This is a genomic window from Sphingobium jiangsuense, from assembly GCF_014196495.1.
Lineage (GTDB): Bacteria > Pseudomonadota > Alphaproteobacteria > Sphingomonadales > Sphingomonadaceae > Sphingobium > Sphingobium jiangsuense.
Map to the genome: position 1 here is coordinate 1 of NZ_JACIDT010000006.1, position 20,516 is coordinate 20,516.

Consider the following 20,516-nt stretch of genomic DNA (forward strand, 5'->3'; position numbering starts at 1 on the left):
AGGTGGCGGAGCTGCGGTTCGCGTTGATTGATGACATTCTTGCTGCCCGTGAATGGAGACGCAAATGACCGATGACCTGAAAGCGCGGCTGCGGGAGATCGCGCGCGAACATGGTGTTGCTGGGTTCGGCAGAAGTCATGCGATCCTCGAAGCCGCCGACCGCATCGAGGCCCTTGAGGCAGCGGTAACACTCGCCCTGCCTGTCATAGAGCGCGAACTTTTCGTCATGCTCGATTCCTGCTGTGCAAAGGATGACGCGGGCCGACTGATCCGCTCGACGCTGGAATACCCCAGCGATGATGTCACCCAGATGGAGGCAGCGATAGCCGCCTGCCGCAATGCGCTCGCAGGAGGTGGGGATGAGTAAAATCCACGACGATTGCTATATCGTCATGTCTCAATACGGCATCCAGCGCATGACAAAGCGCCCTGGAAAACTCGCGCGAGGCGAGGTGTCCGTGCGTGTCCGCCTCACATTGCCTGAATCTGTGTTCGACGAACCTGCGTTCAGCGCTCATGTCAGCGTGCCGGAAAGCGCCGTAATCAAGCGCGAGGCTGACGTTGAGGTCGTAGCGCCAGATGGAGGTGGGGATGAGTGAGAAGCGCTATGAATGCATGATCTACGACTGCGATTTTCCTACGCAAACCGCGCGCTTTCGGATGCCGTCAGATTTTCTTGTCGCTGGCGGCATTTATGAAATCCGGCGACTCAGATCATCGACTGATGATGATCGCGCGGTTTGGGCTGGATTACCGGACCCGCCAGAATATGAGGAGGGCCGCCCCGATGCAGATTGACCGGGAAATATGGCGTGACCGCTGTCACCCGGCAGATGGTGGGCAGGTCCGATATATGGCGCAATCAGGAGGCTATGTGATGGTCCGGCGACCGCGCGCCATGCCGTTCGTCATGCCGGAGAAGAAATGGCGCAACCTGCCTCTATGGATCGACGCCGGAAAGGGGGATGGATAGCATGGGCATTCAGTTCAGCACATGGCCGCGTCTCATGAAGCGGCAGACCGCCTGCGCTTATGTGGACATGTCCGCCGCTGAATTCGAGCGCGAGATTGCAGCCGGTCGCTTGCCCATGCCTGTAGACATGGGGCGCGGGCCGCGTTGGAGCCGGGAAGAGATAGACCGCTTCATCGAGCGGCTGACCGGGGAGGCCGATGTCACGACAGCCAACGATTGGCGGGCACAAACAAAGCTATACGGCAATGGCTAGAATCATCCAATATGTGAAGCGGACGAAGGCAAAAGGCCGCTTCTACTATTATTTCGACACCGGGCAGGTGGATGAGAAAGGCAAGCGCATCTGGAAGCGCCTGCCCGATCCGTCCGACCGCTCCTTTGGGAGCATCTATGCTGCGCTACTGGGACACCGCAGCCGCCGCGAAAATGTCGAGGCGCTGCTGACGGTCAAGAAACTGGTCGACCTGTATTTTGCCAGCCCGCAGTTCAATGACCGGAAACCCGCGACCCAGAAAATCTATCGGATCTACCTTGCCGAATTTGTGGACCAACTTGGCGTGGCCCCAGCCGAACAGATCGAACGTAAAGATATCGTCCTGCTGCTGGACAAGATGGCTGACCGGCCAGCCGCAGCGAACATGGTCCTGAAGTCATCCCGCGCCTGTTATGCATGGGCGAGGAAGCGCGGCCATATCACCAACAATCCCTTTCAGGATATAACGCCGTTTGATTTGGGCGAGCATCAGCCGTGGCCGGAGGAAGCGTTGCAGGCTGCGTTAAGCACTGATGATGCTCTTGTGAGGCTCGCCACACATCTGCTCTATTATACAGCGCAGCGGATCGGCGATGTCTGCCGCCTAACGTGGCGCGACGTAGGCGGTGACGATATTATCCTCACGCAGGAAAAAACGGGTGCCACATTGCGCATCCCGATCCACGAATCCTTAGCCGCCGAACTGGCGCAGCACCCGAAGAGTCTTGGCTGCATTCTGGATAATGGGCCGGAGCGGTCGAGGGTCGATCGCGTGCGGAAAGCCCTGCAGGCATTTTGCATCCAAAATGGGGTTAAAATCGTGCCGCATGGCCTGCGCAAAAACGCGGTCAATGCGCTCCTAGAAGCAGGATGCAGCGCAGCCGAGACGGCGGCCATCAGCGGCCAATCCTTGCAGATGGTCGAGCACTACGCGCGCCGCCGGAGCCAATCGAAATTGGGTAAAGCCGCCATCCTGAAATGGCAGGGGAACAGCAAATGAACTTTCAAACTTTGGAAAACTTCGCCTGCACACCGCAGAAAACCGCGCCTATATATAACGTGGCGTTAAATCTTTTCGGGCAAAGCACGGCCGGTCATGACGCGTATCTTGCACATTCTCGATCACAGCCTGCCGCTGCACAGCGGCTACACCTTCCGCACCCGCGCGATATTGCGGGCGCAGGTCGCCAAGGGGTGGGAGGTCCGGGGCATTACCGGCCACCGCCACACCGCGCCGGGGCCGGAGGAGGAGAGCATCGACGGCCTCACCTTCCATCGCACCACGGCCGCGCGTCGCGGCGGCATGGCGGCGCTGCGCGAATGGCGGGAAATCGCCGATCATGAGGCGGCGATCGAGGCGCTGGTGCGGCGCTGGCGGCCCGATATCCTCCACGCCCATTCCCCGGTGCTCAACGCGATCGCCGCGCAGCGGGTCGCCCGGCGGCACGGCATTCCGCTGCTCTACGAGATCCGCGCCTTCTGGGAGGATGCGGCGGTCGGCAACGGCACCGGCACGGAAGGCGACCTGCGCTATCGCGCGACGCGGTGGCTGGAAAGCCGGGCGGTGCGGCGGGCCGATGCGGTGGCGGTGATCTGCGAGGGGCTGAAGGGCGATCTGGTCGCGCGCGGCGTCGATCCGGCGAAGATCGTCGTTTCCCCCAATGGCGTCGACATGGAGATGTTCGGCACCCCCGTTCCGCCCGATCCCGCGCTGCGCGCGCAACTGGATCTGGACGAGGATGTCGAGGTGATCGGCTTCATCGGCAGTTTTTACGATTATGAAGGGCTGGACGACCTGATCGCCGCCATGCCGATGCTCGCCGCCCGGCGTCCGCGCGCGCGGCTGCTGCTGGTGGGCGGCGGCCCGCGCGAGCAGGATCTGCGCGCGCAGGCGGCGGCGTCCCCGGCGGCGGGCGCGATCCGCTTCGTCGGGCGGGTGCCGCACGATCAGGTGGAGTGCTATTACAGCCTGATCGACATATTGGCCTATCCCCGCAAATCCATGCGCCTGACCGATCTGGTCACGCCGCTGAAGCCGCTGGAGGCGATGGCGCAGGGGCGGCTGGTGGCGGCGTCCTCGGTCGGCGGTCATCGCGAGTTGATAGAGGACGGCGTCACGGCTACCCTGTTCGCGCCGGATGACCCGGCCTCCATCGCGGAGGCGCTCGGCCGCCTGCTGGACGACCGCGGCATCTGGGACGAGCGCCGGTCGGCGGCGCGGGCTTTTGTCGAGCGGGAGCGGAACTGGGCATCCAACATCAGGCGTTATGAACCTGTTTACCAAAATCTGCTTGAAAGGGCGCATGGTACGAAAAAATCCGGTGGATGAGAAATAGGATTGTTCAGGTGAAAAGACGCGATGCCAATCTGATATTGATCGCGCTTGCCGCCCTCGGCGGCGGGATCGTGGCCTATATCCTTCCGCTTTCGCTGTTCGAACTGGCGCTGGCGACCAGCGGCCTTTCCGAACGGTTCCCGGCCTTTGCCCCGCCGCTGGGCGACACGGCGCGGCTGCTGCTGACGCTGGCCGCGGCCAGCGCCTGCGCGGTGGTGATCGCGCTGGTCCTGCCCTGGGGCGCCGCTGGCGGCCGGTCGGCGGGCAGGCGCCGGGAAAGGGGCGCGAGTTTCCTTTTCGCCCGGCTGGCGTCGCTGACCAGGGGAAAGAAGGCGGAGGCGCCCGCCAGCCTGGAACATCGGCTCGACACGCCGCTGCTGACCGACGCGCCGGTGTTGCGCCGGTCCGATTCCCATCCCGATGCGCCCGCGCGGCAGCCCCTGTTCGCGCGTCGCGATCTGGGCGAGGAGGCGCTGCCTTCGGTCGAGGAGGCCGCCATGGCTGCCCCGCAGCAGGAGGAACCGGCGCCGGAAGCGGAGCCGCCCGTTGCGCCGATCCGCCCGGACGCGTGGCGGCGGCCGGAGGGTGAAGAGGAGGAGCAGGCGGACATCGCCCCGCCGCGCGCGCCCGAACCGCTGCCGTGGAACCTCATCGAGCAGGAAATGAGCCGCATCCTGAACGGCGGACGCCCCCGCGCCGAAAGCCCGGAGGCAGACGAGGAAGACGCGCCCGCCGCGACCGCCATCTATGCCGGCGACGACGAGGCGGAATTCCCGCCTTCTGCTCCGCCCGCGTCGCTGCCGACCATCCAGCAACTGGTGGACCGGCTGGAGCGCGGACTGCATCGCAAGAAGCTGGCGCGGGCGGGCGAGGGACGGCAAGGCGGCGAGCAGGCGGGGCATGACGGTTCGTCCGTTGGGTCGGGGCCGGCAGCGGGGCCGGCGGGCGAGGATTTGCAGCGTGCGCTGGCGGCGCTGCGGGCCGCCGCCAGAGCCGGCTGATCCCTACCAGTCCTCGATGGTGAGGATGGACAGCCGCATCACGGTTTCCGAGCCATCGGCGGCGGGGCGACGCTCGTCGGCGCAGGCATCGGCGACGATGTGACCGGTGATCGAGAATTCCGCGTCCGGCAGGCGGCCGGCCAGCGTCGCGGCGCGCGCGGCGTTGTCCGGTCCCTTCAGCCTCAGCACGACGACATGCCGCGCGCCCACGAAAGTGGCGCTGGCCCATGGGCGGGAGGATGTGGCGATAACGGATGAATCTGTCCCGGCGAGGTCCAGAAGCTGTGCTATCACCCTTGTATGCGGGTCTTTCCTCGGCGGCCGGGGCCATTCGCGCGACCGCAATCTGTGGCGCTGGCGGGTGGCGGGGACCGTGACGGCGTTGCTTGGTTTCGGGTGGGTCATTGGCTGATGGCTCCGCGTTGGAAGATGGACATGAAATGTTCCAGCCTGCGAATCATCCGGGCGCTCGGTTCCCTGCCGTTTCTGATGTCGAACACCAGGCGCGGGTCGCGCGCGGCGTCCCGCCCGAACCGGGTAGGAGCCATGCCGGTGTCTCTCAGAAATTTTTCGATTCGCCTCAAAATTGACATGCGGAACACTCCTTCAGGGTCTTGGGGTGAGGAAGGAAATAGGAAGAACGGGATAGGAATAATCCTATATTTCCTCCGAAATCCTACATGTCGAGGAGAAGTCCTATCATTGTGGAGCAGATATGGATGAGGATTCCCCGCGTGAAATTCTCGCGAGCCTGATTGCGGAGCATGGCACCAACTATGGCGCCCTTTCCCGCTTGCTGGGAAGAAATTCCGCTTATATTCAACAGTTTATAAAGCGCGGTACGCCGCGCAGGCTCGATGAGCGCGACCGGCGGGTGCTGGCGGAGTTTTTCGGCGTGGACGAAGGCCTGCTCGGCGCGCCGGAGCGGCGGAGCGCTGTCGCTCCCTCCCGCGCAAGGGCCCCGGAAAGGCCGGTTTCCGCCGCCACCGCGCAGGTTCCGAAGCTGGCGCTGGAAGCCTCGGCGGGCACCGGCGCGATCGCCGGGGAAGAGTGGCCGTCCGATGTGATCGGCTTCGACCGGCAATGGCTGAAACGGCTGGGCCTGCACCCGGAAAATCTCTCCATTATCGATGTAAAAGGCGAATCCATGGCGCCGACGCTCAACAATGGCGACACGATCATGGTCGATCGCGGCGACGGCGTGGACCGGCTGCGCGACGGCATCTACGTGCTGCGGCTCGACACCATGCTGATGGTCAAGCGCGTCGCCCTTTCCCCGCGCAAGGGGCGCAAGGCGCTCACCATTTCCAGCGACAACCCGCATTTCCCGTCCTGGGAGGATGTCGACCGCAAGCTGGTCGATATCGTCGGGCGCGTGGTCTGGGCCTCGCGCGTGCTTTCCTGAACGCGCTGCCTCTTGCAAGGCGCGCGCCGCTCCTCCACATCAGCGCGCATGAGCAACGACCAGACCGCCCCTGTCCCTCCGTCCGTCCCCCCGCTGCGCGCCGCCATCATCCCGGTGACCCCGCTCCAGCAGAATTGCACGCTTTTCTGGTGCACCAGCACCGGCAAGGGCGCCTTCGTCGATCCCGGCGGCGATCTCGACCGGCTGAAGAAGGCGGCGGCCGACCAAGGCGTGACGATCGAGAAGATACTCGTCACCCACGGCCATATCGACCATTGCGGGCAGGCCGGGATATTGGCCGGGGAACTCGGCGTGCCGATCGAAGGGCCGCAGGAGGACGACCGCTTCTGGATCGCCCGGCTGGAGGATGACGGCCGCCGCTACGGCATCGAGGGCCGCCCGTTCGAGCCGCAGCGCTGGCTGCACGACGGCGACACGGTGACGGTGGGCGACCTGGTGCTGGACGTGATCCACTGCCCCGGCCACACGCCCGGCCATGTCGTCTTCCATCATGCGCCCTCGCGGCTAGCGATCGTCGGCGACGTGCTGTTCCAGGGATCGATCGGCCGCACCGATTTCCCGCTCGGCAATCATCAGGACCTGATCGACGCGATCACGCAGAAGCTGTGGCCGCTGGGCGACGACGTCGCCTTTGTGCCCGGCCACGGCCCGATGAGCAATTTCGGCCATGAACGCGCGAGCAATCCGTTCGTCGGCGACAGGGCGCTCGCGTCCGGGCAATGATCGGGCGGCCAGTGATCGGGCAAGCCGCCGGCGGTCGAAGAGAAAGGCCAAGGAAAGACTTGCTTGTCCGCGAAAAAGCGCTATAGGCGCAGGACTTCGCGATAACCGGGACGTTCCGATGGAGCATGCGGTTTGCGTTGGCGCCCGCCGCTCATGTCGGGGCCAGCGTCGGGCCGGTCCGAATATCGTTTTGGGTTTGATTTTATTTAACGGATACAGGTGCCGAGATGGCTGTTCCCAAGCGGAAAACGACTCCCTCCAAGCGCGGCATGCGCCGCAGCCACGATTCGCTGAAGGTCGAGGCCTATCAGGAATGCTCCAACTGCGGCGAACTGAAGCGCCCGCATCACCTGTGCAATGCCTGCGGCCACTATAATGGCCGTGAAGTCATCGCCGTCGGGGCCTGATCGACTTCTATACATAGGGGAACAGGGTGAACAGCAGGCCGCATATCGCCATTGACGCGATGGGCGGCGACGAGGGCGTGCGCGTGATGATGGCGGGCATCGCGGAAGCTCGTCGTCGCCATGATGGCCTGCGCTTCAAGCTGTTCGGAGACGAGGCGCGGATCAAGGCCGCGCTCGACAACCACCCCAATCTGCGCGCCGCTTCGGAGATCCTCCATTGCGACGGAGTGGTCGACGGCAATGAAAAGCCGGCGGTCGCGATCCGCAAGGCCAAGTCCACATCGATGGGTCTTGCCATTCAGGCGGTCAAGAAAGGCGACGCCGGCGCCGCTGTTTCGGCGGGCAATACCGGCGCGCTGATGGCGATGGCCAAGCTGGCGCTGCGCACCATGCCGGGCATCGACCGGCCCGCGCTCGCCGCGCTGCTGCCGACGCTGGGCGCCAATGACGTGGTGATGCTCGATCTGGGCGCCAACACCGAATGCGACACCCGCAACCTCGTCCAGTTCGCCGTCATGGGGGCGGCCTATGCGCGCGTCGCGATGGACCTTGAACGGCCGCGCGTGCGCCTGCTCAACATCGGCACCGAAGAGTTGAAGGGCACCGACGAGATCCGCGAGGCCGCCGCGATCCTGCGCGGCCATGCCGATCTGGCGATGAGCTTCGACGGCTTCACCGAGGGCGACAAGCTGGCGAGCGGCGAGGCGGACGTGATCGTCAGCGACGGCTTTTCCGGCAATGTCGCGCTGAAGACGGCGGAGGGCACCGCGCGCTTCGTCACCGACCTGCTGCGCCGCGCCTTCACCAGCTCTGTGCGCTCGAAGATCGGCTTCCTGATTTCCAAACCGGCGATGCATCTGCTGCGCCATCATCTCGACCCCAATGTCCATAATGGCGCGGTCTTCCTTGGCCTCAACGGCGTGGTGGTGAAGAGCCACGGCGGCGCCAATGCGACCGGCGTCGCCAATGCAGTGCATGTGGCCGCTCGCCTGGTTGAGGAAAACATCACCGAGCGCATCGCGAGCGACATCGCCCGCATCAACACATTCGGTAAAGCGGAGGCGGTTGCACAATGATTCGGCGCGCTGTTGTTCTGGGCACCGGCTCGGCATTGCCCGCCCGCGCCGTCAGCAATGACGAACTGGCTGGCCAGGTCGACACCAGCGACGAATGGATCCGGGAACGCACGGGCATCCGCACCCGCTACATCGCCGGGGAGGGAGAGACGACCTCGACGCTCGCCACCGGCGCGGCGCGGCAGGCGCTCGACGCGGCCGGGCTGGAGGCGTCGGACATCGACCTCATCATCCTGGCGACGGCGACGCCGGACCAGACCTTTCCCGCCACCGCGACCAAGGTGCAGGCGGATCTGGGCATTGCCGATTGCGTGGCGTTCGACGTCGCGGCGGTGTGTTCCGGTTTCCTCTACGCGGTGACGGTCGCGGACAGCATGATCCGGTCCGGCGCGGCCAATCGCGCGCTGGTGATCGGCTCGGAAACCTTCAGCCGCATATTGGACTGGGAAGATCGCGGCACCTGCGTGCTGTTCGGCGACGGCGCGGGCGCGATGGTGCTGGCCGCCGAGGAGAGCGAAAACGGCGAGCGCGGCATATTGGCCGCGAAGCTGCACGCGGACGGGCGCCACAACCAGCTGCTCTATGTCGACGGCGGCCCTTCGACCACCGGCACCGTGGGCAAGCTGCGGATGAAGGGGCAGGAGGTGTTCCGTCACGCCGTCGTCAATCTGGCGTCGGTGTTGCAGGAAGTGCTCGCGCTGGCGGACATGACCGCGGCCGATATCGACTGGGTCGTCCCGCATCAGGCCAATGCCCGCATCCTTGAGGGCACCGCGCGCAAGCTGGGGCTGGCGCGGGAAAAGGTCGTGATGACGGTGGACCAGCACGCGAACACGTCCGCGGCCTCCGTCCCGCTCGCCTTCGATCTGGCGGTGCGCGACGGGCGCATCAAGCGGGGTGATGTGGTGGTGATGGAGGCGATGGGCGGCGGGTTTACCTGGGGCGCCTGTCTGCTCCGCTACTAGGAGAAATGTAAAATCCGGTCAATTTGTGCCTATGTGGTTCGCCGGGGCCTGGTGGAGGCCCCTGAAAACCTTGCAACTTGATCGTTGTTCGGGAATGTGGGCCCAAGTGGACCGAATTAGTGAGAGGTGGGGTGGTGTATGGCGGAAATTGGCACGTTGACGAGGGCGGACCTGGCCGAGACGATGAATGCGAGGATAGGTCTCTCTCGCGCTGAATCGGCCAAGCTGGTGGAGCAGATCATCGACCTGATGTGCGACGCGCTGGCCGATGGCGAGAATGTCAAGATTTCCGGCTTCGGCACCTTCGTGCTGCGCGACAAGAACCGCCGCATCGGCCGCAATCCCAAGACGGGCGTGGAAGTTCCCATCGAGGCGCGGCGCGTGCTGACCTTCCGGCCCAGCCAGATCATGCGGGAACAGGTCGCCCGCGACTGAGTTTTCGGGCAGGCGGCGTCCCGCGCTGATACGCCATGGCGCTATTAGTGTTGACCGATCCATGGGGATAGGTGCAACATGATCGCCATGGCAAAGCAGGACGGCGCCTTTCTGACTATCGGTGAACTGGCCGAAGAACTGGGCGTACCCCATCATATATTACGCTATTGGGAAAGCCGCTTTCCGGCGCTGCGTCCGTTGCAGCGCGCAGGAAACCGGCGCTATTATCGTCCCGACGATGTTGAACTGGCCCGCGCCATTCATCGCCTGCTTAATGTGGAAGGCTATACCGTGAAGGGCGCGCAGCAGGCGCTTGCCGCAAAGGGGGCGCCGCAGCGGGCTGCGGAGCTTTCGCTGCCGCCGGAGGATGCCGGGCCGGAGAGTGCGGCGGAGGCGGATATGCTGCCACCCACGCGCATCGCCGCCAATGCGCAGGTGCTGGGCAGGCTGACAGCTATTCAGGAAAAGCTCCGCACCGCGCTCGACACCAAGGGGTGAGCGGGGCGTATGCATGAGGCGCGGATAGTCGCGTCACGGTTGATCGAAAGTCCGTTTTGGGGTGGAGAGCGGACTTCCGCCTTTACCGTCACCCCAGTGAAGGCTGGGGTCGCAGGCCATGCCGCGCGCCGCCTCGTGAGATGCCAGCCTTCGCTGGCATGACGGGATAGGAATGGCAAGGATTGGTTGAAAGCCATCATCCGTTTGCGGCTATACCCAGCCACCACCGCCACCCCCTCAATGATCCGGGCCAAACCTGGGGTCGAGGTCGCGTGGGCGGGTCAGGGTGTCGAGACGCGCGCCGGCGCCGGGGACGAGCGTTTCCCAGCCGTCGCCCGGCCAGCTCATCTGCGCGAGGCAGGCGGTGGGGAATTTCGCCTCGACGATATCGCGCAGCGGCGACGTGCCGTCATCGGCGACCAGATCGAGGATCAGGTCCTCCAGCCCCGGATTATGGCCGACCAGCATCAGATGATCGACCGACGCGGCGGTTTCGTGGATGACGTCGAGCAGCGTGGAGAAGGAGGCGAGGTAGATGCGCTGGTCCCATACCGGCTCGATCACACGGCCCAGCCCCTCGAAAAAGCTGTCCAGCGTCTGCGTCACCCGCGCGGCGGGGGAAGCGATCAGGCGATCCGCCTTCAGCCCCATCGCCTTTGCCCTGCTGCCCATCGCGCGCGCGGCCTTGCGGCCCTTTTCGTTGAGCGGGCGGTCGAAATCGCGGGCGACCGCATCATCCCATGACGATTTCGCGTGACGCAACAAGGTGAGGGTTTTCATATCTGCTTCATTCCCGATTCCCCCGTCTGATGCACCAACGGGGTTGCAAATCCAAGTCGTTCGCTGACCGAAATTACCGCCTCGTCCAGCGTCATCCGGCGGATGGGGACATTGGCGGGGAAGGCGCTGAGCAGGCGGCTGGGCATCGCCGCGGACAGGATGACGAAGCTGCCCCGGTCGTCGGCGCGGCGGATCAGCCGCCCGAACGCCTGCGCCAGGCGCGCGCGGATGAGGGCGTCGTCATAGGCGTTGCCGCCGCCTTGCCCCTGCGCGGCGAGCTTGCGGGCGGCGTGCAGCACGGTGGGCTTGGACCACGGCACGCCCTCCATCACCAGCAGGCGCAGTGAATGGCCCGGCACGTCCACCCCGTCGCGCAGCGCATCGGTGCCGAGCAGCGACGCGCGCATGTCGTCGCGGAAGATATCGACCAGCGTGCCGGTGTCGATCGGATCGACATGCTGCGCATAGAGCGGCAGCGAGGCGCGGGCGAGCCGGTCGGCGATGCGCGCATGCACCGCGCGCAGGCGGCGGATCGCGGTGAACAGGCCCAGCGTGCCGCCCTGCGCCGCCTCGATCAGCCGCGCATAAGCCGCCGCCAGCGCGCCGATATCGCCGCGTTTGATGTCGGTGACGATCAGCACCTCGGCCTGCGACGCATAGTCGAACGGGCTGGCCGCCTCGAACCGGATCGGCGCGGCGCCGACATGCGGCGCGCCGCTGCGCGCTTCGGCGGTCGGCCAGTGTCCGTCGCCGCCGCGCAGCGTGGCGGAGGTGAGGACGACGCCATGGGCGGGCTTCAGCACCGTTTGCGCGAAGGGGCGGGTCGGGTCGAGCCAGTGGCGATGCAGGCCGATATCATATTCGCGCCCCTCATAGCGATCGACCGCCAGCCAATCGACGAAATCCGGGTCGTTGGGCCCGCCGATCCGCGCCAGCATCGCGAGCCAGCCGGACACCAGATCGGCCCGCCAGCCCAGCGAGGCGATCGCGCCCTCTATCCGCGCGCGGGCGGGGCCGTCCATCCAGTCGGGCCCTTCGGCAAGGATCGCCTCCAGCCTTTTGCCCAGATGGTTGAGCGGGCGCAGCAGCGCGTCGAGCGCCTGCGCGGCCTCCATCGCCGCCTCGACCAGATCGCCGTCGGGTTCGGCCAACTCGGTTTCGAGGCCATAGCCGGCATCGACATCGGCCTTGCCGTCCTCGGCGCGGGCGAAGACGTGGGACCGGCATGCGGCAAGCAACTTTTCCAGCGGACCGAAAGGCTCGCCGCCGGTCACGCGCTTCAGCCAATCGTCGGACGGGAGCGAGGTCGCGGCCTCGCGCGCCTGCTCGATCGCCCGCGCCCCTTCGCCGTCATAGCTTGTCACGTCGGCGAGGCGGGCGGCAAGGCCCCGGCGACGGCCGCGCGAGCTTCCCTCCGGCCCGATCACCCAGCGGCGCAGCTCGATCGCCTCCTGCCCGGTCAGCGCGAGGGCGAAGGTGGAATCGGCGGCGTCGAAGATATGATGGCCTTCGTCGAAGATCATGCGGGTGGGGATATTGCCGCTCTCCCGTCCGCGCGCGGCGTTGATCATCACCAGCGCATGATTGGCGATGACGATATCGGCATGGGCCGACGCGCGCACGCCATGCTCGATGAAGCATTTGCGATAATGCGGGCACCCGGCATAGATGCACTCGCCGCGCCGGTCGGTCAGCGCAGTCGAGCCGTTGCGGCGGAACAGCGTCGGCAGCCAGCCGGGCAGGTCGCCGCCCACCATGTCGCCGTCCTTGCTGTAGGAAGCCCAGCGCGCGGCCAGTTGCGCGAGGATCGCGGCGCGCCCGGTAAAGCCGCCTTGCAGCGCATCCTCCAGATTCAGCAGGCAGAGATAATTTTCCCGCCCCTTGCGCACCACGACGCGGCCCGTCCGCTTCCCTGTGGGGGGATCGGGCAGGCGCAGGGTTTCGGCGTCGAGCTGCCGTTGCAACGCCTTGGTATAGGTGGAAATCCACACGGTGCCGCCGGATTGCTCGGCCCAGAGCGAGGCGGGTGCGAGATAGCCCAGCGTCTTGCCGATGCCGGTGCCTGCCTCGGCCAGCACCATATTGGGCCGGTCGCGATGCTGGCGCGGGGCGAAGCCGGCGCCGACGGCGAGCGCATAGTCGCGCTGGCCGGGCCGGGTTTCCGCATTGGCGCCGGTCAGGCCGGAGAGGCGCTCCCCTATCTCCTCGGGCGTCAGCGCGACCGGGCGCGGGGCGGGGCGGGGCGCTTCCTCCTCCCATTCGGGCAGGCGGGAAAAGAGCCAGCGTTCGCCCTGCTCTGGCCGGGGGATTGCGGAAGCGACCAGCGGCGCCCACGACCAGCGCAGCCGGTGGAGCGATTGCGCAGCGGTCCATGCGCCTTCGCGCTCCGGCCAGGGGGCATCGCCCGCGACCTGCTCCAGCAGCAGCCGGGTAGCCTCGCTCAGCAGCGCGGGCACGTCCTGCTCGCGCTGCGGCGGGGAAAGGCCGACCGCTTCGGCCAGCCCCTTGGGCGTGGGCACGAGGAAACGGGCGGGGAAAAGGAAGGCCCACAGTTCCAGCAGGTCGAGCCCGGACAGATCGCCATAGCCCAGCCGCTGCCCGGTCAGCGGCGCGTTGAGCAGCAGCACCGGCGTTTCGGCGGCGCGGGCGACGGCTTCCCCCCGCGAAACGGCGCGGGTGCTTTCGCCGTCATGAAGCCAGACGCCGGCATGGCTGGCATGCAGCGCGGGAAGGGGAGGAAGAGCGATCACGCCCCCGCTCTAGACGCTATCCGGCTCCGATGGAACCGGATTAGAGCGCGGATGACCCGCTTTGCCGCTCCGGCCTATTTTCGCGATGTGGGGGAATGCGATCAGCCGATGCCCCGGCGGCCGAAGCCTCCGGCGGGGCGCAGGGGCCGCGCCAGCGGCGACGGGATGCCCGCTTCCCGGCGGCGGGGCGGAGCGGCGGCGGGCGCCTGTTGCTCAGCACGGGCCTGCGCCAGCCTGTCGTGCAGCGGGCCGTCATGCAGCTCCAGCGGGAAGCGCGCGCCGAAGCGGTCCTCCTCGGCCCACATCACCGTCGCATAGACGACCTGCCCCGCATATTCGATCTGGAACGGCGATCCCTTGGGCAGCGTCGTGCCGATGATCAGCGCGCCCTGCTCGGTCAGGTTGGCCAGCGAGGCTTCGGCCGGGCTGGAAAGAACGCTGGTGATCGTCACCGGAATATCGACCGCGATGCGGCCCGCCCGGCGATCATGGGCGGCGGCGGAGGCATGGGGAAGGGCGTGTGTCATGGTTAGCCCGATATAGCCCGTCGGGGTTAATCGCCGGTAAAGCATGATGAACGCGTTCCGGCCGCGCTTATTATCGGATAGGATCAGTTTTGGCTTAAAATCCCGGCACGCGCCCGCTAGAGCGGTGGCCCGATCAGAGTGAATCGGTCGCCGCTCTAATTTTGTTTTCCGCATTCTGCGAGCCGTCGGCTGTTCCAGCCAACTTCAGAATGCTCTAAGGGGGGGCGCAGAAATTCAAGACAAGAGAAAAGTTCCGATCATGACCGTTGCCACCGTTTCCACCCCCGAACTGCGCGAAGCCGCCCTGGCCTCCAAGGCCTGGCCCTTTGAGGAAGCGCGCAAGGTCGTGAAACGGTTGGGCGGGACGGTGCCCGAAAAAGGCTATGCCTTGTTCGAAACCGGCTATGGCCCGTCGGGCCTGCCGCATATCGGCACCTTCAACGAGGTGTTGCGCACCACCATGGTCCGCCGCGCGTTCGAGGCGATGTCGGACGTGCCGACCCGGCTTATCGCCTTTTCCGACGACATGGACGGCCTGCGCAAGGTGCCCGACAACGTCCCGAATCAGGCGATGCTGCGCGGGCATCTGGGCAAGCCGCTGACCGCCATTCCCGACCCGTTCGGCAAGTTCGAAAGCTTCGCCCATCACAACAACGCGATGCTGCGGGAATTCCTCGACCGCTTCGGCTTCGACTATGAATTCCGCTCCTCGACCGAGCAATATCGCTCCGGCGCGTTCGACGATGCGCTGCGCGGCGTGCTCCGCCACTATCAGGCGATCATGGATATCATGCTGCCGACGCTGCGGGCCGAGCGCGCGGCGACCTATTCCCCGGTGCTGCCGGTCAGCCCGAAATCCGGCATCGTGCTTCAGGTGCCGGTCGAGGTGGTGGACGCCGAAAAGGGCCTGATCCGCTTCGAGGACGAAGGCGAGACGATCGAGCATTGCATATTGTCGGGCGGCGCCAAGCTGCAATGGAAGGTCGACTGGGCGATGCGCTGGGTCGCGCTCGGCGTCGATTACGAGATGTACGGCAAGGACCTGACCGACAGCGGCGTGCAGTCCGGCAAGATCGCGCAGGTGCTGGGCGGCCGCAAGCCGGAAGGGCTGATCTACGAACTCTTCCTCGATGCGAAGGGCGAGAAGATATCCAAGTCCAAGGGCAACGGCCTTTCCCTTGAGGAATGGCTGACCTATGGCAGCGAGGAAAGCCTTGCCTTCTATGCCTATCGCGAGCCGAAAAGCGCCAAGCAGCTGCATATCGGCGTCATTCCGCGCGCGGTCGACGAATATGAGCAGTTCCGCGGCAATTATGCCGGGCAGCCGCTCGACAAGAAGCTGGGTAACCCCGTCCACCATATCCACAATGGCGCGGTCCCGGCCGAGGCGCTGCCGGTCAGCTACGGCCTGCTGCTGAACCTTGTCGGCGTGATGGGCGCGGATGCGACCGCCGATCAGGTCTGGGCCTATCTCGCCAATTATGTGCCCAACGCCTCGTCCGACACCTATCCGCAGCTTGCGGGCCTTGTCGGCAATGCGCTCGCCTATAATCGCGATTTCATCGCTCCGACGCTGAAGCGGCGCGCGCCCGACGAAAATGAGGCGGCGGCGCTGCGGGAGCTGGACGCGCAACTGGCGGCGCTGCCGGACGATGCCTCCGCCGAGGAGATCCAGAACATCGTCTACACCATCGGCAAGGACCCGCATTACGGGTTCGAGCAGCTGCGCGACTGGTTCAAGGCGCTGTACCAGACCCTGCTGGGCGCCGATCAGGGCCCGCGCATGGGCAGCTTCATCGCGCTTTACGGGGTGGAAAACAGCCGCCGCCTGATCGCGCAGGCGCTCGACAAGGCAGGCTGAGCGGTCCCTCTCGCGGCGCAGGCCGGCATCTCAGGAGACGGCGTGCGACATGGCCTAAAACCCCAGCCTGCGCCGGGGTGACGGTGTAGAAGATAGCCATCAACGAAAACCCTCCCCGAAGCGCGAGGCGCCGGGGAGGGCAATCTGTTCGGATATCCGCTTACCAGAAGAAGCCGCGATGCACTTCCATCACGCGGCCGGTGCGGATGTTGACCAGCAGCACGTCGTCATAATGGCGGACCCAGCGCAGGTTGGATGCGACCGGACGCAGGCGGTAGCGTTGCGGGTCGGCTATGTAATAGCGGGGCGCGTAATAGCTGGCGCCGATGCGCGCGCCCGTATTCCAGCGCTGATAGCGGAACGGGGCCTTCCAGTTGCCTCGTGCATAGACGGAACGGTGGCTCTGCCGATATTCGCGCAGCTCGCGGTCATAATCGCGCCGCGCGTCGCGCACGTCACGCCGCTCCTCGCGGATGTCGCGGCGATCGCCCTGGCGATAGGCCCGGTTGAGATCCCGCTGTTCCTTCTGCAGATCCTTCCTGGCGTCCCGCACGTCGCGCGCGCTCTGGGCGGACGCGGCGACCGGGATCGCGGCGACCGGAACGACGACGGTGGCCATCAGTACCGACAGGATCATCTTGCGCATAAAACACTCCATAACAGTCATCAAATGATCGACCGTCCCCGTGTCGTGTCGATGATGCCATTATGGGCGAGTCGGCCTGAACCGGTTGAAAATGGCCGATTCAGTCAAATGAAAGATTTGAAGGCGCCTATTCCGGCCGCGCCTTCCATGGCCGCTCGCGGAACCATTGGGTCAGCACATATTTCGCGCCCGCCGCCACCGGCTGGGCGGAATGGAGGCTTTCCTGATTGGGGGCGCCGTCCTCGCGCAGATTGTTCCACATCAGCAGCCGCCCTTCCAGCGGGGGAACGGAAAGGCCCGCATGGGGAAAACAGGTTTCGCCGCCCGCCTCCACGCTGTTCAGATAGATCATCGCCGTCCAGCAGCGCTGCCCGCCCTGCGCGCGCATATGCGGCCAGTAGTCGGTGTTGACGGGGAAGAAATCCCAATGGAACTTATATTCCTGGCCGACCTGGTAACGCTGGCCCTGGATGGTTTCCCCCCAGGCCCGGTCCAGCCCCATCAGCGCGCAGATGCGCGCGACGATCGCGTCGAGCGGCGGTTCCCCCGGATCCATGGAGCAGCTGTCGCTGGTGCGGTAATCCGCCTCCGCCGTCCCGGAAAAGAGCGAGGAGGGCCGGGCGCCCGCATCGATGACCGCGCGCAGCTGCGCGCATTCCGCCGGGCTGACGAAATCGTCGCGCATATAAAGGGTCAGGCATTCGCTTTCCATGCGGGCGACCATCGGGTTGCGGGAAAGCTTGGCGGCTACCTTCCTGCCGATCTGCGCGCGATGACGCGACGGCTGGTCGCCATCGTCCGTATTGGCGTCGATATCGGTGGCGGGGGCGGGCTTGCGGCGGAACATCGCGCGCAGGAGTAGCGCGATCGCGCGTCCCTTCGCAAGCGGGCAAAGAAAAGTCCGGGACGCGAAGCGCGCCCCGGACCATCGTTCCGGTCAGCGTGGGAGCCTTACCAGAAGAAATCGTAGATCACGTCCACCACATAGCCGGTGCGGATGTCGACCAGCAGCGCGTCGTCATAATAGCGGACCCAGCGCAGCGAGCCGTGGACCGGCGGCAGGCGGTAATAATAGGGATCGTTGATCCAGTAGCTGCTGCTGTACAGGCCGCTCCAGATCGATATGCCGATCGAGAAGCGGCTATAGCCGTAGCTCCAGCCGCGCGGCGCGGTGTAACGATAGCGGTAGCGGTCCCGGTTGCGGTCGCGATAGCGCTGCCAGTCGTAGCGCTGGTCGCGGCGCCAGTCGCGATCCCAGTTGTAGCGCGCCGACGCCCGGTTGCGGTCCCGCGCGTCCCAGCCGAAACCGGGGCGATTATTGTTCCGCCAGTCGGCCCGGTCGCGATCCCGCCGGTCCTCGCGCCAGTCTGCCCGGTTGCGGTCCCGATCCCGGTCGCGGCGGTCGTCGTTGCGCCAGTCGTTCCTGTTGTCGTTCCTGTTATCCGGGCGGTTCTGGACCCAGCCCTGCGGACGGTCGGGACGATCCGGGCGGTTGACCCGGTCGGGACGGGTGGCCCGATCAGGGCGATCGGGTCGATTGACGCCGGCGGCCGGGCGATTGTCGTTCGGCCGGTTCTGCGTCCAGCCGGGCCGCTCCCCCCTGTTCGGGATCCTGGTCTGGCCCTCGTTCTGGCGCGGGAAGGCGCGGTTCTCGCCGGTCGCCGCACGCTCGCGAACGCGCTCCGTCCTCCCTGCCCCGAAGCGGGGGGTGGACTGGTCGCGCGGCTGGGCCATGCGAGGGCGCTCGGCCCTTTCCATACGCTGCGCAACGCCGGGGTTGGCGCGCGGCTCGCTGCGCTGGGCCGGCGCCGGGCGATTGGCCGGGGCGCTCCAGCGCTGGGCGGGACGTTCGCGTTCCTGCGCGGACAGCACCGCCGGGTTGGCGCCCAGCAAGGTGGCGCCGATCAGCCCGGCAATAAGGAACTCCTTCTTCATCATGATGCCTTTCTGGCTTCGAACGGGAGGCAATCCTCCCTGCATGATGACGGTCTATCATCCCGCGCATGACGTGTTTCTGAACTGCGGGTTCAGCTGTCAGACAGAATTGCAATATGATGAAATGGCGCGCCGCGAAAGGCGCTATTGGCCGCGCAGCGCGGGAACGGCGCGGGCGGCGTCTTCCGGTGTGATGCCGGGGGGAGGGGCGGCGGCGATTCGTTCCTGCCCTTCCATGATCCGCGCCGCCCGGCGGATGGCCGCGCGGATGCGGGGGTAGGTGCCGCAGCGGCAGATATTGGTGATCGCCGCGTCGATCTGCTCGTCCGAAGGCGCGCGGTTCTTGCGCAGCAGGACGGACGCGGCCATGATCATGCCCGACTGGCAATAGCCGCATTGGGGCAGGTTTTCCGCCACCCACGCCTGTTGCACCGGGTTGCTGCGGTCGGTCGAGAGCGCCTCTATCGTGGTGACGAAGCGTCCTTCGCACTGGGCGAGGGAGATGCGGCAGGACCGGACGGCCTCGCCATCGATATCGACCGTGCAGGCGCCGCAATCGCCGGTGCCGCACCCATATTTGGTGCCGGTCAGGTTGGAGGCGTCGCGCAGCGCCCACAGCAGCGGCGTGTCCGGTTCCATCCGGTACTGGACCGGGCGATCGTTGACGGTGAACTTGGTCATGGCGCGCCCTGTATGGCAGCGGCGGCGCGCCGCGAAAAGCGCTTTTCCGTGCCCCGGCGCGCCGGATCGGGCGCTTTCCGCTTGATGTTTGCCGATTTCGTTGATAGGGCGCGCCCAGCACGGCGCAGGTTCAGGCTTGCGGCGACCTGTTTCTGTCATTTGAACGATTTGGGTTGAGGGTGCGAAGGAAGAAAACGCCTTTCGCCCGGCCCTTGATAGATTGGAGTTGTACGGCCTTATGCAAATCATCGTCCGCGACAATAATGTCGACCAGGCGCTGCGCGCGCTCAAGAAGAAGCTGCAGCGCGAGGGCGTCTATCGGGAGATGAAGCTGCGCCGTCATTACGAGAAGCCGTCTGAAAAGCGCGCCCGTGAAAAGGCTGCCGCGGTGCGCCGCGCCCGCAAGCTGGAGCGCAAGCGCATGGAGCGCGACGGCGTCCGGTGACAGGGCAGCTCCGGCGCGGCGGCTCGTCCGGCGCCCGGAACTGAATCCGGCCGGTTGCGGCCGGGCTCCCGATCGGGTTCCGCCGGAAGGCACGGCGTCGGAGCGATGCCGCCTGCTCCGGCGTTCCGCTTCGGCGCTCTTCATGCTGGCCCATTGTCCTTCCAGCCGTTCTTGAAAGAGGCGTTTCCATGTCCGTTACCGCCGTACCGCTTCGTCCGATTGCCAAGGGGTCGCTGACGCGGCTGTGGATTGGCGTGGGGGCCGTGGCCCTCGCCGCCGCCGGTCTGTCCTGGGTCGGGACGCAGGCCGTCACGCCATCGCCCGCCGCCTTCCTCCATCGCAATGCCGATGCGCCGGGCGTGGTCACGACCGAAAGCGGCTTGCAGTACAAGGTCATCCGCGAAGGCGAGGGCGCCAGCCCCAAGGGCAGCGATGTCGCGCTGGTTTCCTATCGCGGCACGCTGACCGACGGCACGGTGTTCGACCAGAGCGAGCAGGCCGCGATGCCGATCGACGGCGTGGTGCCCGGTTTTTCCGAGGCGCTGCAACTGATGAAGAAGGGCGGCGAATATCAGCTCTTCCTGCCGCCGCATCTGGCCTATGGCGACAAGGTGCCCGAAGGCGCGCCCATTCCGCCCAATGCGGTGCTGATCTTCGACGTGAAGCTGCTCGATTTCAAATCGCGCGAGGAAATCATGCAGATGCAGCAGGAAATGCAGCAGTTGCAGGGCGCCCCGGTCCCCGGCGGCGCGGGCGAATAAGCCTTTCCCATTTTATTGAAACGAAACAGGCCGGTAGT

26 protein-coding genes are annotated in these 20,516 nt (G+C 65.8%); 17 read left to right on the forward strand and 9 right to left on the reverse strand.

The window, feature by feature from the left end; genetic code table 11:
- The first annotated feature begins 64 nt into the window (after positions 1-64).
- The 7 genes from GGR43_RS09495 to GGR43_RS09525 all read left to right on the forward strand — a co-directional run bounded on the left by GGR43_RS09495 (position 65) and on the right by GGR43_RS09525 (position 4,562).
- Positions 65-367, forward strand: coding sequence for a hypothetical protein (locus GGR43_RS09495; protein WP_188071752.1), 303 nt, complete (start codon positions 65-67; stop codon positions 365-367).
- Positions 360-599: a hypothetical protein gene (locus tag GGR43_RS09500; RefSeq protein WP_188071753.1), complete on the forward strand. Its 240-nt coding sequence runs from the start codon at positions 360-362 to the stop codon at positions 597-599. Before GGR43_RS09495 ends, GGR43_RS09500 begins: the two co-directional genes overlap by 8 nt.
- A complete protein-coding gene (locus tag GGR43_RS09505; protein WP_188071754.1) occupies positions 592-798 on the forward strand; it encodes a hypothetical protein in 207 nt (68 codons plus the stop codon). The genes GGR43_RS09500 and GGR43_RS09505 overlap by 8 nt, the downstream gene beginning before the upstream one ends.
- A gap of 176 nt (positions 799-974) precedes the next feature.
- The gene (locus tag GGR43_RS09510) at positions 975-1,226 is read left to right on the forward strand and encodes a helix-turn-helix transcriptional regulator (RefSeq protein ID WP_188071755.1); all 252 of its coding nucleotides are present in this window, start codon (positions 975-977) and stop codon (positions 1,224-1,226) included.
- Entirely contained in the window at positions 1,219-2,226 is a 1,008-nt protein-coding gene (locus GGR43_RS09515) for a site-specific integrase (RefSeq protein WP_188071756.1), read from the forward strand. The genes GGR43_RS09510 and GGR43_RS09515 overlap by 8 nt, the downstream gene beginning before the upstream one ends.
- Positions 2,227-2,322: 96 nt before the next feature.
- Positions 2,323-3,555 (forward strand): TIGR04063 family PEP-CTERM/XrtA system glycosyltransferase, encoded by a 1,233-nt coding sequence (locus tag GGR43_RS09520; protein WP_188071757.1) that lies wholly within the window; start codon positions 2,323-2,325, stop codon positions 3,553-3,555.
- Between the two features lie 17 nt (positions 3,556-3,572).
- The gene (locus tag GGR43_RS09525; protein ID WP_188071758.1) at positions 3,573-4,562 is read left to right on the forward strand and encodes a hypothetical protein; all 990 of its coding nucleotides are present in this window, start codon (positions 3,573-3,575) and stop codon (positions 4,560-4,562) included.
- A 3-nt stretch (positions 4,563-4,565) separates the two neighbouring features.
- On the opposite strand, the gene GGR43_RS09530 is transcribed toward GGR43_RS09525, so the two are convergent.
- Positions 4,566-4,856, reverse strand: coding sequence for a hypothetical protein (locus GGR43_RS09530; protein WP_188071759.1), 291 nt, complete (start codon positions 4,854-4,856; stop codon positions 4,566-4,568).
- A 107-nt stretch (positions 4,857-4,963) separates the two neighbouring features.
- Complete coding sequence (locus GGR43_RS09535; protein WP_188071760.1) at positions 4,964-5,155, reverse strand: hypothetical protein; 192 nt, start codon at positions 5,153-5,155, stop codon at positions 4,964-4,966.
- 122 nt (positions 5,156-5,277) lie between these two features.
- Between GGR43_RS09535 and GGR43_RS09540 the strand changes: the two genes are divergently transcribed.
- The 7 genes from GGR43_RS09540 (at position 5,278) to GGR43_RS09570 (ending at position 10,092) form a co-directional block, all read left to right on the forward strand.
- Positions 5,278-5,967, forward strand: coding sequence for a S24 family peptidase (locus GGR43_RS09540; protein WP_188071761.1), 690 nt, complete (start codon positions 5,278-5,280; stop codon positions 5,965-5,967).
- 48 nt (positions 5,968-6,015) lie between these two features.
- Positions 6,016-6,711 carry an MBL fold metallo-hydrolase gene (locus GGR43_RS09545; RefSeq protein ID WP_281392462.1) on the forward strand — a complete coding sequence of 232 codons (696 nt, stop codon included), beginning with the start codon at positions 6,016-6,018 and terminating at the stop codon, positions 6,709-6,711.
- Positions 6,712-6,938: 227 nt separating this feature from the next.
- On the forward strand, positions 6,939-7,118 hold the full coding sequence (rpmF, locus tag GGR43_RS09550) for a 50S ribosomal protein L32 (RefSeq protein WP_188071762.1): 180 nt from the start codon (positions 6,939-6,941) through the stop codon (positions 7,116-7,118).
- 26 nt (positions 7,119-7,144) lie between these two features.
- Positions 7,145-8,194 (forward strand): phosphate acyltransferase PlsX, encoded by a 1,050-nt coding sequence (gene plsX / locus GGR43_RS09555; protein WP_188071763.1) that lies wholly within the window; start codon positions 7,145-7,147, stop codon positions 8,192-8,194.
- Complete coding sequence (locus GGR43_RS09560) at positions 8,191-9,159, forward strand: beta-ketoacyl-ACP synthase III (RefSeq protein ID WP_188071764.1); 969 nt, start codon at positions 8,191-8,193, stop codon at positions 9,157-9,159. Before plsX ends, GGR43_RS09560 begins: the two co-directional genes overlap by 4 nt.
- A gap of 138 nt (positions 9,160-9,297) precedes the next feature.
- Positions 9,298-9,594 (forward strand): integration host factor subunit alpha, encoded by a 297-nt coding sequence (locus tag GGR43_RS09565; protein WP_188071765.1) that lies wholly within the window; start codon positions 9,298-9,300, stop codon positions 9,592-9,594.
- A gap of 87 nt (positions 9,595-9,681) precedes the next feature.
- Positions 9,682-10,092, forward strand: coding sequence for a MerR family transcriptional regulator (locus tag GGR43_RS09570; protein ID WP_188071951.1), 411 nt, complete (start codon positions 9,682-9,684; stop codon positions 10,090-10,092).
- A gap of 237 nt (positions 10,093-10,329) precedes the next feature.
- Here the strand turns inward: GGR43_RS09570 and GGR43_RS09575 are convergent, their stop codons facing one another.
- The 3 genes from GGR43_RS09575 to GGR43_RS09585 all read right to left on the reverse strand — a co-directional run bounded on the left by GGR43_RS09575 (position 10,330) and on the right by GGR43_RS09585 (position 14,149).
- A complete protein-coding gene (locus tag GGR43_RS09575) occupies positions 10,330-10,872 on the reverse strand; it encodes a SixA phosphatase family protein (RefSeq protein ID WP_188071766.1) in 543 nt (180 codons plus the stop codon).
- Positions 10,869-13,622, reverse strand: coding sequence for an ATP-dependent DNA helicase (locus GGR43_RS09580; protein WP_188071767.1), 2,754 nt, complete (start codon positions 13,620-13,622; stop codon positions 10,869-10,871). Before GGR43_RS09580 ends, GGR43_RS09575 begins: the two co-directional genes overlap by 4 nt.
- 101 nt (positions 13,623-13,723) lie before the next feature.
- A complete protein-coding gene (locus GGR43_RS09585; RefSeq protein WP_188071768.1) occupies positions 13,724-14,149 on the reverse strand; it encodes a PilZ domain-containing protein in 426 nt (141 codons plus the stop codon).
- A gap of 259 nt (positions 14,150-14,408) precedes the next feature.
- On the opposite strand from GGR43_RS09585, the gene GGR43_RS09590 reads away from it, so the two are divergent.
- Positions 14,409-16,010 carry a lysine--tRNA ligase gene (locus GGR43_RS09590; RefSeq protein WP_188071769.1) on the forward strand — a complete coding sequence of 534 codons (1,602 nt, stop codon included), beginning with the start codon at positions 14,409-14,411 and terminating at the stop codon, positions 16,008-16,010.
- 160 nt (positions 16,011-16,170) lie between these two features.
- Here the strand turns inward: GGR43_RS09590 and GGR43_RS09595 are convergent, their stop codons facing one another.
- From GGR43_RS09595 to GGR43_RS09610, 4 genes are all read right to left on the reverse strand, one after another.
- Positions 16,171-16,656 (reverse strand): RcnB family protein, encoded by a 486-nt coding sequence (locus GGR43_RS09595; protein ID WP_188071770.1) that lies wholly within the window; start codon positions 16,654-16,656, stop codon positions 16,171-16,173.
- 127 nt (positions 16,657-16,783) lie between these two features.
- Complete coding sequence (locus GGR43_RS09600) at positions 16,784-17,503, reverse strand: prolyl hydroxylase family protein (RefSeq protein ID WP_188071771.1); 720 nt, start codon at positions 17,501-17,503, stop codon at positions 16,784-16,786.
- A 104-nt stretch (positions 17,504-17,607) separates the two neighbouring features.
- Positions 17,608-18,594 carry an RcnB family protein gene (locus tag GGR43_RS09605; protein WP_343054473.1) on the reverse strand — a complete coding sequence of 329 codons (987 nt, stop codon included), beginning with the start codon at positions 18,592-18,594 and terminating at the stop codon, positions 17,608-17,610.
- Between the two features lie 141 nt (positions 18,595-18,735).
- Positions 18,736-19,272 (reverse strand): (2Fe-2S)-binding protein, encoded by a 537-nt coding sequence (locus tag GGR43_RS09610; protein ID WP_188071772.1) that lies wholly within the window; start codon positions 19,270-19,272, stop codon positions 18,736-18,738.
- 238 nt (positions 19,273-19,510) lie between these two features.
- Here GGR43_RS09610 and rpsU point away from each other — a divergent pair, with 238 nt between their 5' ends.
- Complete coding sequence (gene rpsU, locus GGR43_RS09615; RefSeq protein WP_188071773.1) at positions 19,511-19,717, forward strand: 30S ribosomal protein S21; 207 nt, start codon at positions 19,511-19,513, stop codon at positions 19,715-19,717.
- A gap of 188 nt (positions 19,718-19,905) precedes the next feature.
- Positions 19,906-20,478, forward strand: coding sequence for an FKBP-type peptidyl-prolyl cis-trans isomerase (locus tag GGR43_RS09620; RefSeq protein WP_188071774.1), 573 nt, complete (start codon positions 19,906-19,908; stop codon positions 20,476-20,478).
- Positions 20,479-20,516: the final 38 nt, after the last annotated feature.

Excerpts from the sequence above, each read along its gene's own strand:
- GGR43_RS09505 (WP_188071754.1), top strand. The coding sequence starts at position 592 with ATGAGTGAGAAGCGCTATGAATGCATGATCTACGACTGCGATTTTCCT.
- GGR43_RS09510 (WP_188071755.1), top strand. The coding sequence starts at position 975 with ATGGGCATTCAGTTCAGCACATGGCCGCGTCTCATGAAGCGGCAGACC.
- GGR43_RS09590 (WP_188071769.1), top strand. The coding sequence starts at position 14,409 with ATGACCGTTGCCACCGTTTCCACCCCCGAACTGCGCGAAGCCGCCCTG.
- rpsU (WP_188071773.1), top strand. The coding sequence starts at position 19,511 with ATGCAAATCATCGTCCGCGACAATAATGTCGACCAGGCGCTGCGCGCG.
- GGR43_RS09605 (WP_343054473.1), bottom strand. The coding sequence starts at position 18,594 with ATGATGAAGAAGGAGTTCCTTATTGCCGGGCTGATCGGCGCCACCTTG.
- GGR43_RS09545 (WP_281392462.1), top strand. The coding sequence starts at position 6,016 with ATGAGCAACGACCAGACCGCCCCTGTCCCTCCGTCCGTCCCCCCGCTG.
- GGR43_RS09560 (WP_188071764.1), top strand. The coding sequence starts at position 8,191 with ATGATTCGGCGCGCTGTTGTTCTGGGCACCGGCTCGGCATTGCCCGCC.
- GGR43_RS09610 (WP_188071772.1), bottom strand. The coding sequence starts at position 19,272 with ATGACCAAGTTCACCGTCAACGATCGCCCGGTCCAGTACCGGATGGAA.
- GGR43_RS09500 (WP_188071753.1), top strand. The coding sequence starts at position 360 with ATGAGTAAAATCCACGACGATTGCTATATCGTCATGTCTCAATACGGC.
- rpmF (WP_188071762.1), top strand. The coding sequence starts at position 6,939 with ATGGCTGTTCCCAAGCGGAAAACGACTCCCTCCAAGCGCGGCATGCGC.
- GGR43_RS09585 (WP_188071768.1), bottom strand. The coding sequence starts at position 14,149 with ATGACACACGCCCTTCCCCATGCCTCCGCCGCCGCCCATGATCGCCGG.
- GGR43_RS09575 (WP_188071766.1), bottom strand. The coding sequence starts at position 10,872 with ATGAAAACCCTCACCTTGTTGCGTCACGCGAAATCGTCATGGGATGAT.
- GGR43_RS09520 (WP_188071757.1), top strand. The coding sequence starts at position 2,323 with ATGACGCGTATCTTGCACATTCTCGATCACAGCCTGCCGCTGCACAGC.
- GGR43_RS09535 (WP_188071760.1), bottom strand. The coding sequence starts at position 5,155 with ATGTCAATTTTGAGGCGAATCGAAAAATTTCTGAGAGACACCGGCATG.
- GGR43_RS09570 (WP_188071951.1), top strand. The coding sequence starts at position 9,682 with ATGGCAAAGCAGGACGGCGCCTTTCTGACTATCGGTGAACTGGCCGAA.
- GGR43_RS09600 (WP_188071771.1), bottom strand. The coding sequence starts at position 17,503 with ATGTTCCGCCGCAAGCCCGCCCCCGCCACCGATATCGACGCCAATACG.
- GGR43_RS09515 (WP_188071756.1), top strand. The coding sequence starts at position 1,219 with ATGGCTAGAATCATCCAATATGTGAAGCGGACGAAGGCAAAAGGCCGC.
- GGR43_RS09540 (WP_188071761.1), top strand. The coding sequence starts at position 5,278 with ATGGATGAGGATTCCCCGCGTGAAATTCTCGCGAGCCTGATTGCGGAG.
- GGR43_RS09620 (WP_188071774.1), top strand. The coding sequence starts at position 19,906 with ATGTCCGTTACCGCCGTACCGCTTCGTCCGATTGCCAAGGGGTCGCTG.
- GGR43_RS09595 (WP_188071770.1), bottom strand. The coding sequence starts at position 16,656 with ATGCGCAAGATGATCCTGTCGGTACTGATGGCCACCGTCGTCGTTCCG.
- GGR43_RS09565 (WP_188071765.1), top strand. The coding sequence starts at position 9,298 with ATGGCGGAAATTGGCACGTTGACGAGGGCGGACCTGGCCGAGACGATG.
- GGR43_RS09495 (WP_188071752.1), top strand. The coding sequence starts at position 65 with ATGACCGATGACCTGAAAGCGCGGCTGCGGGAGATCGCGCGCGAACAT.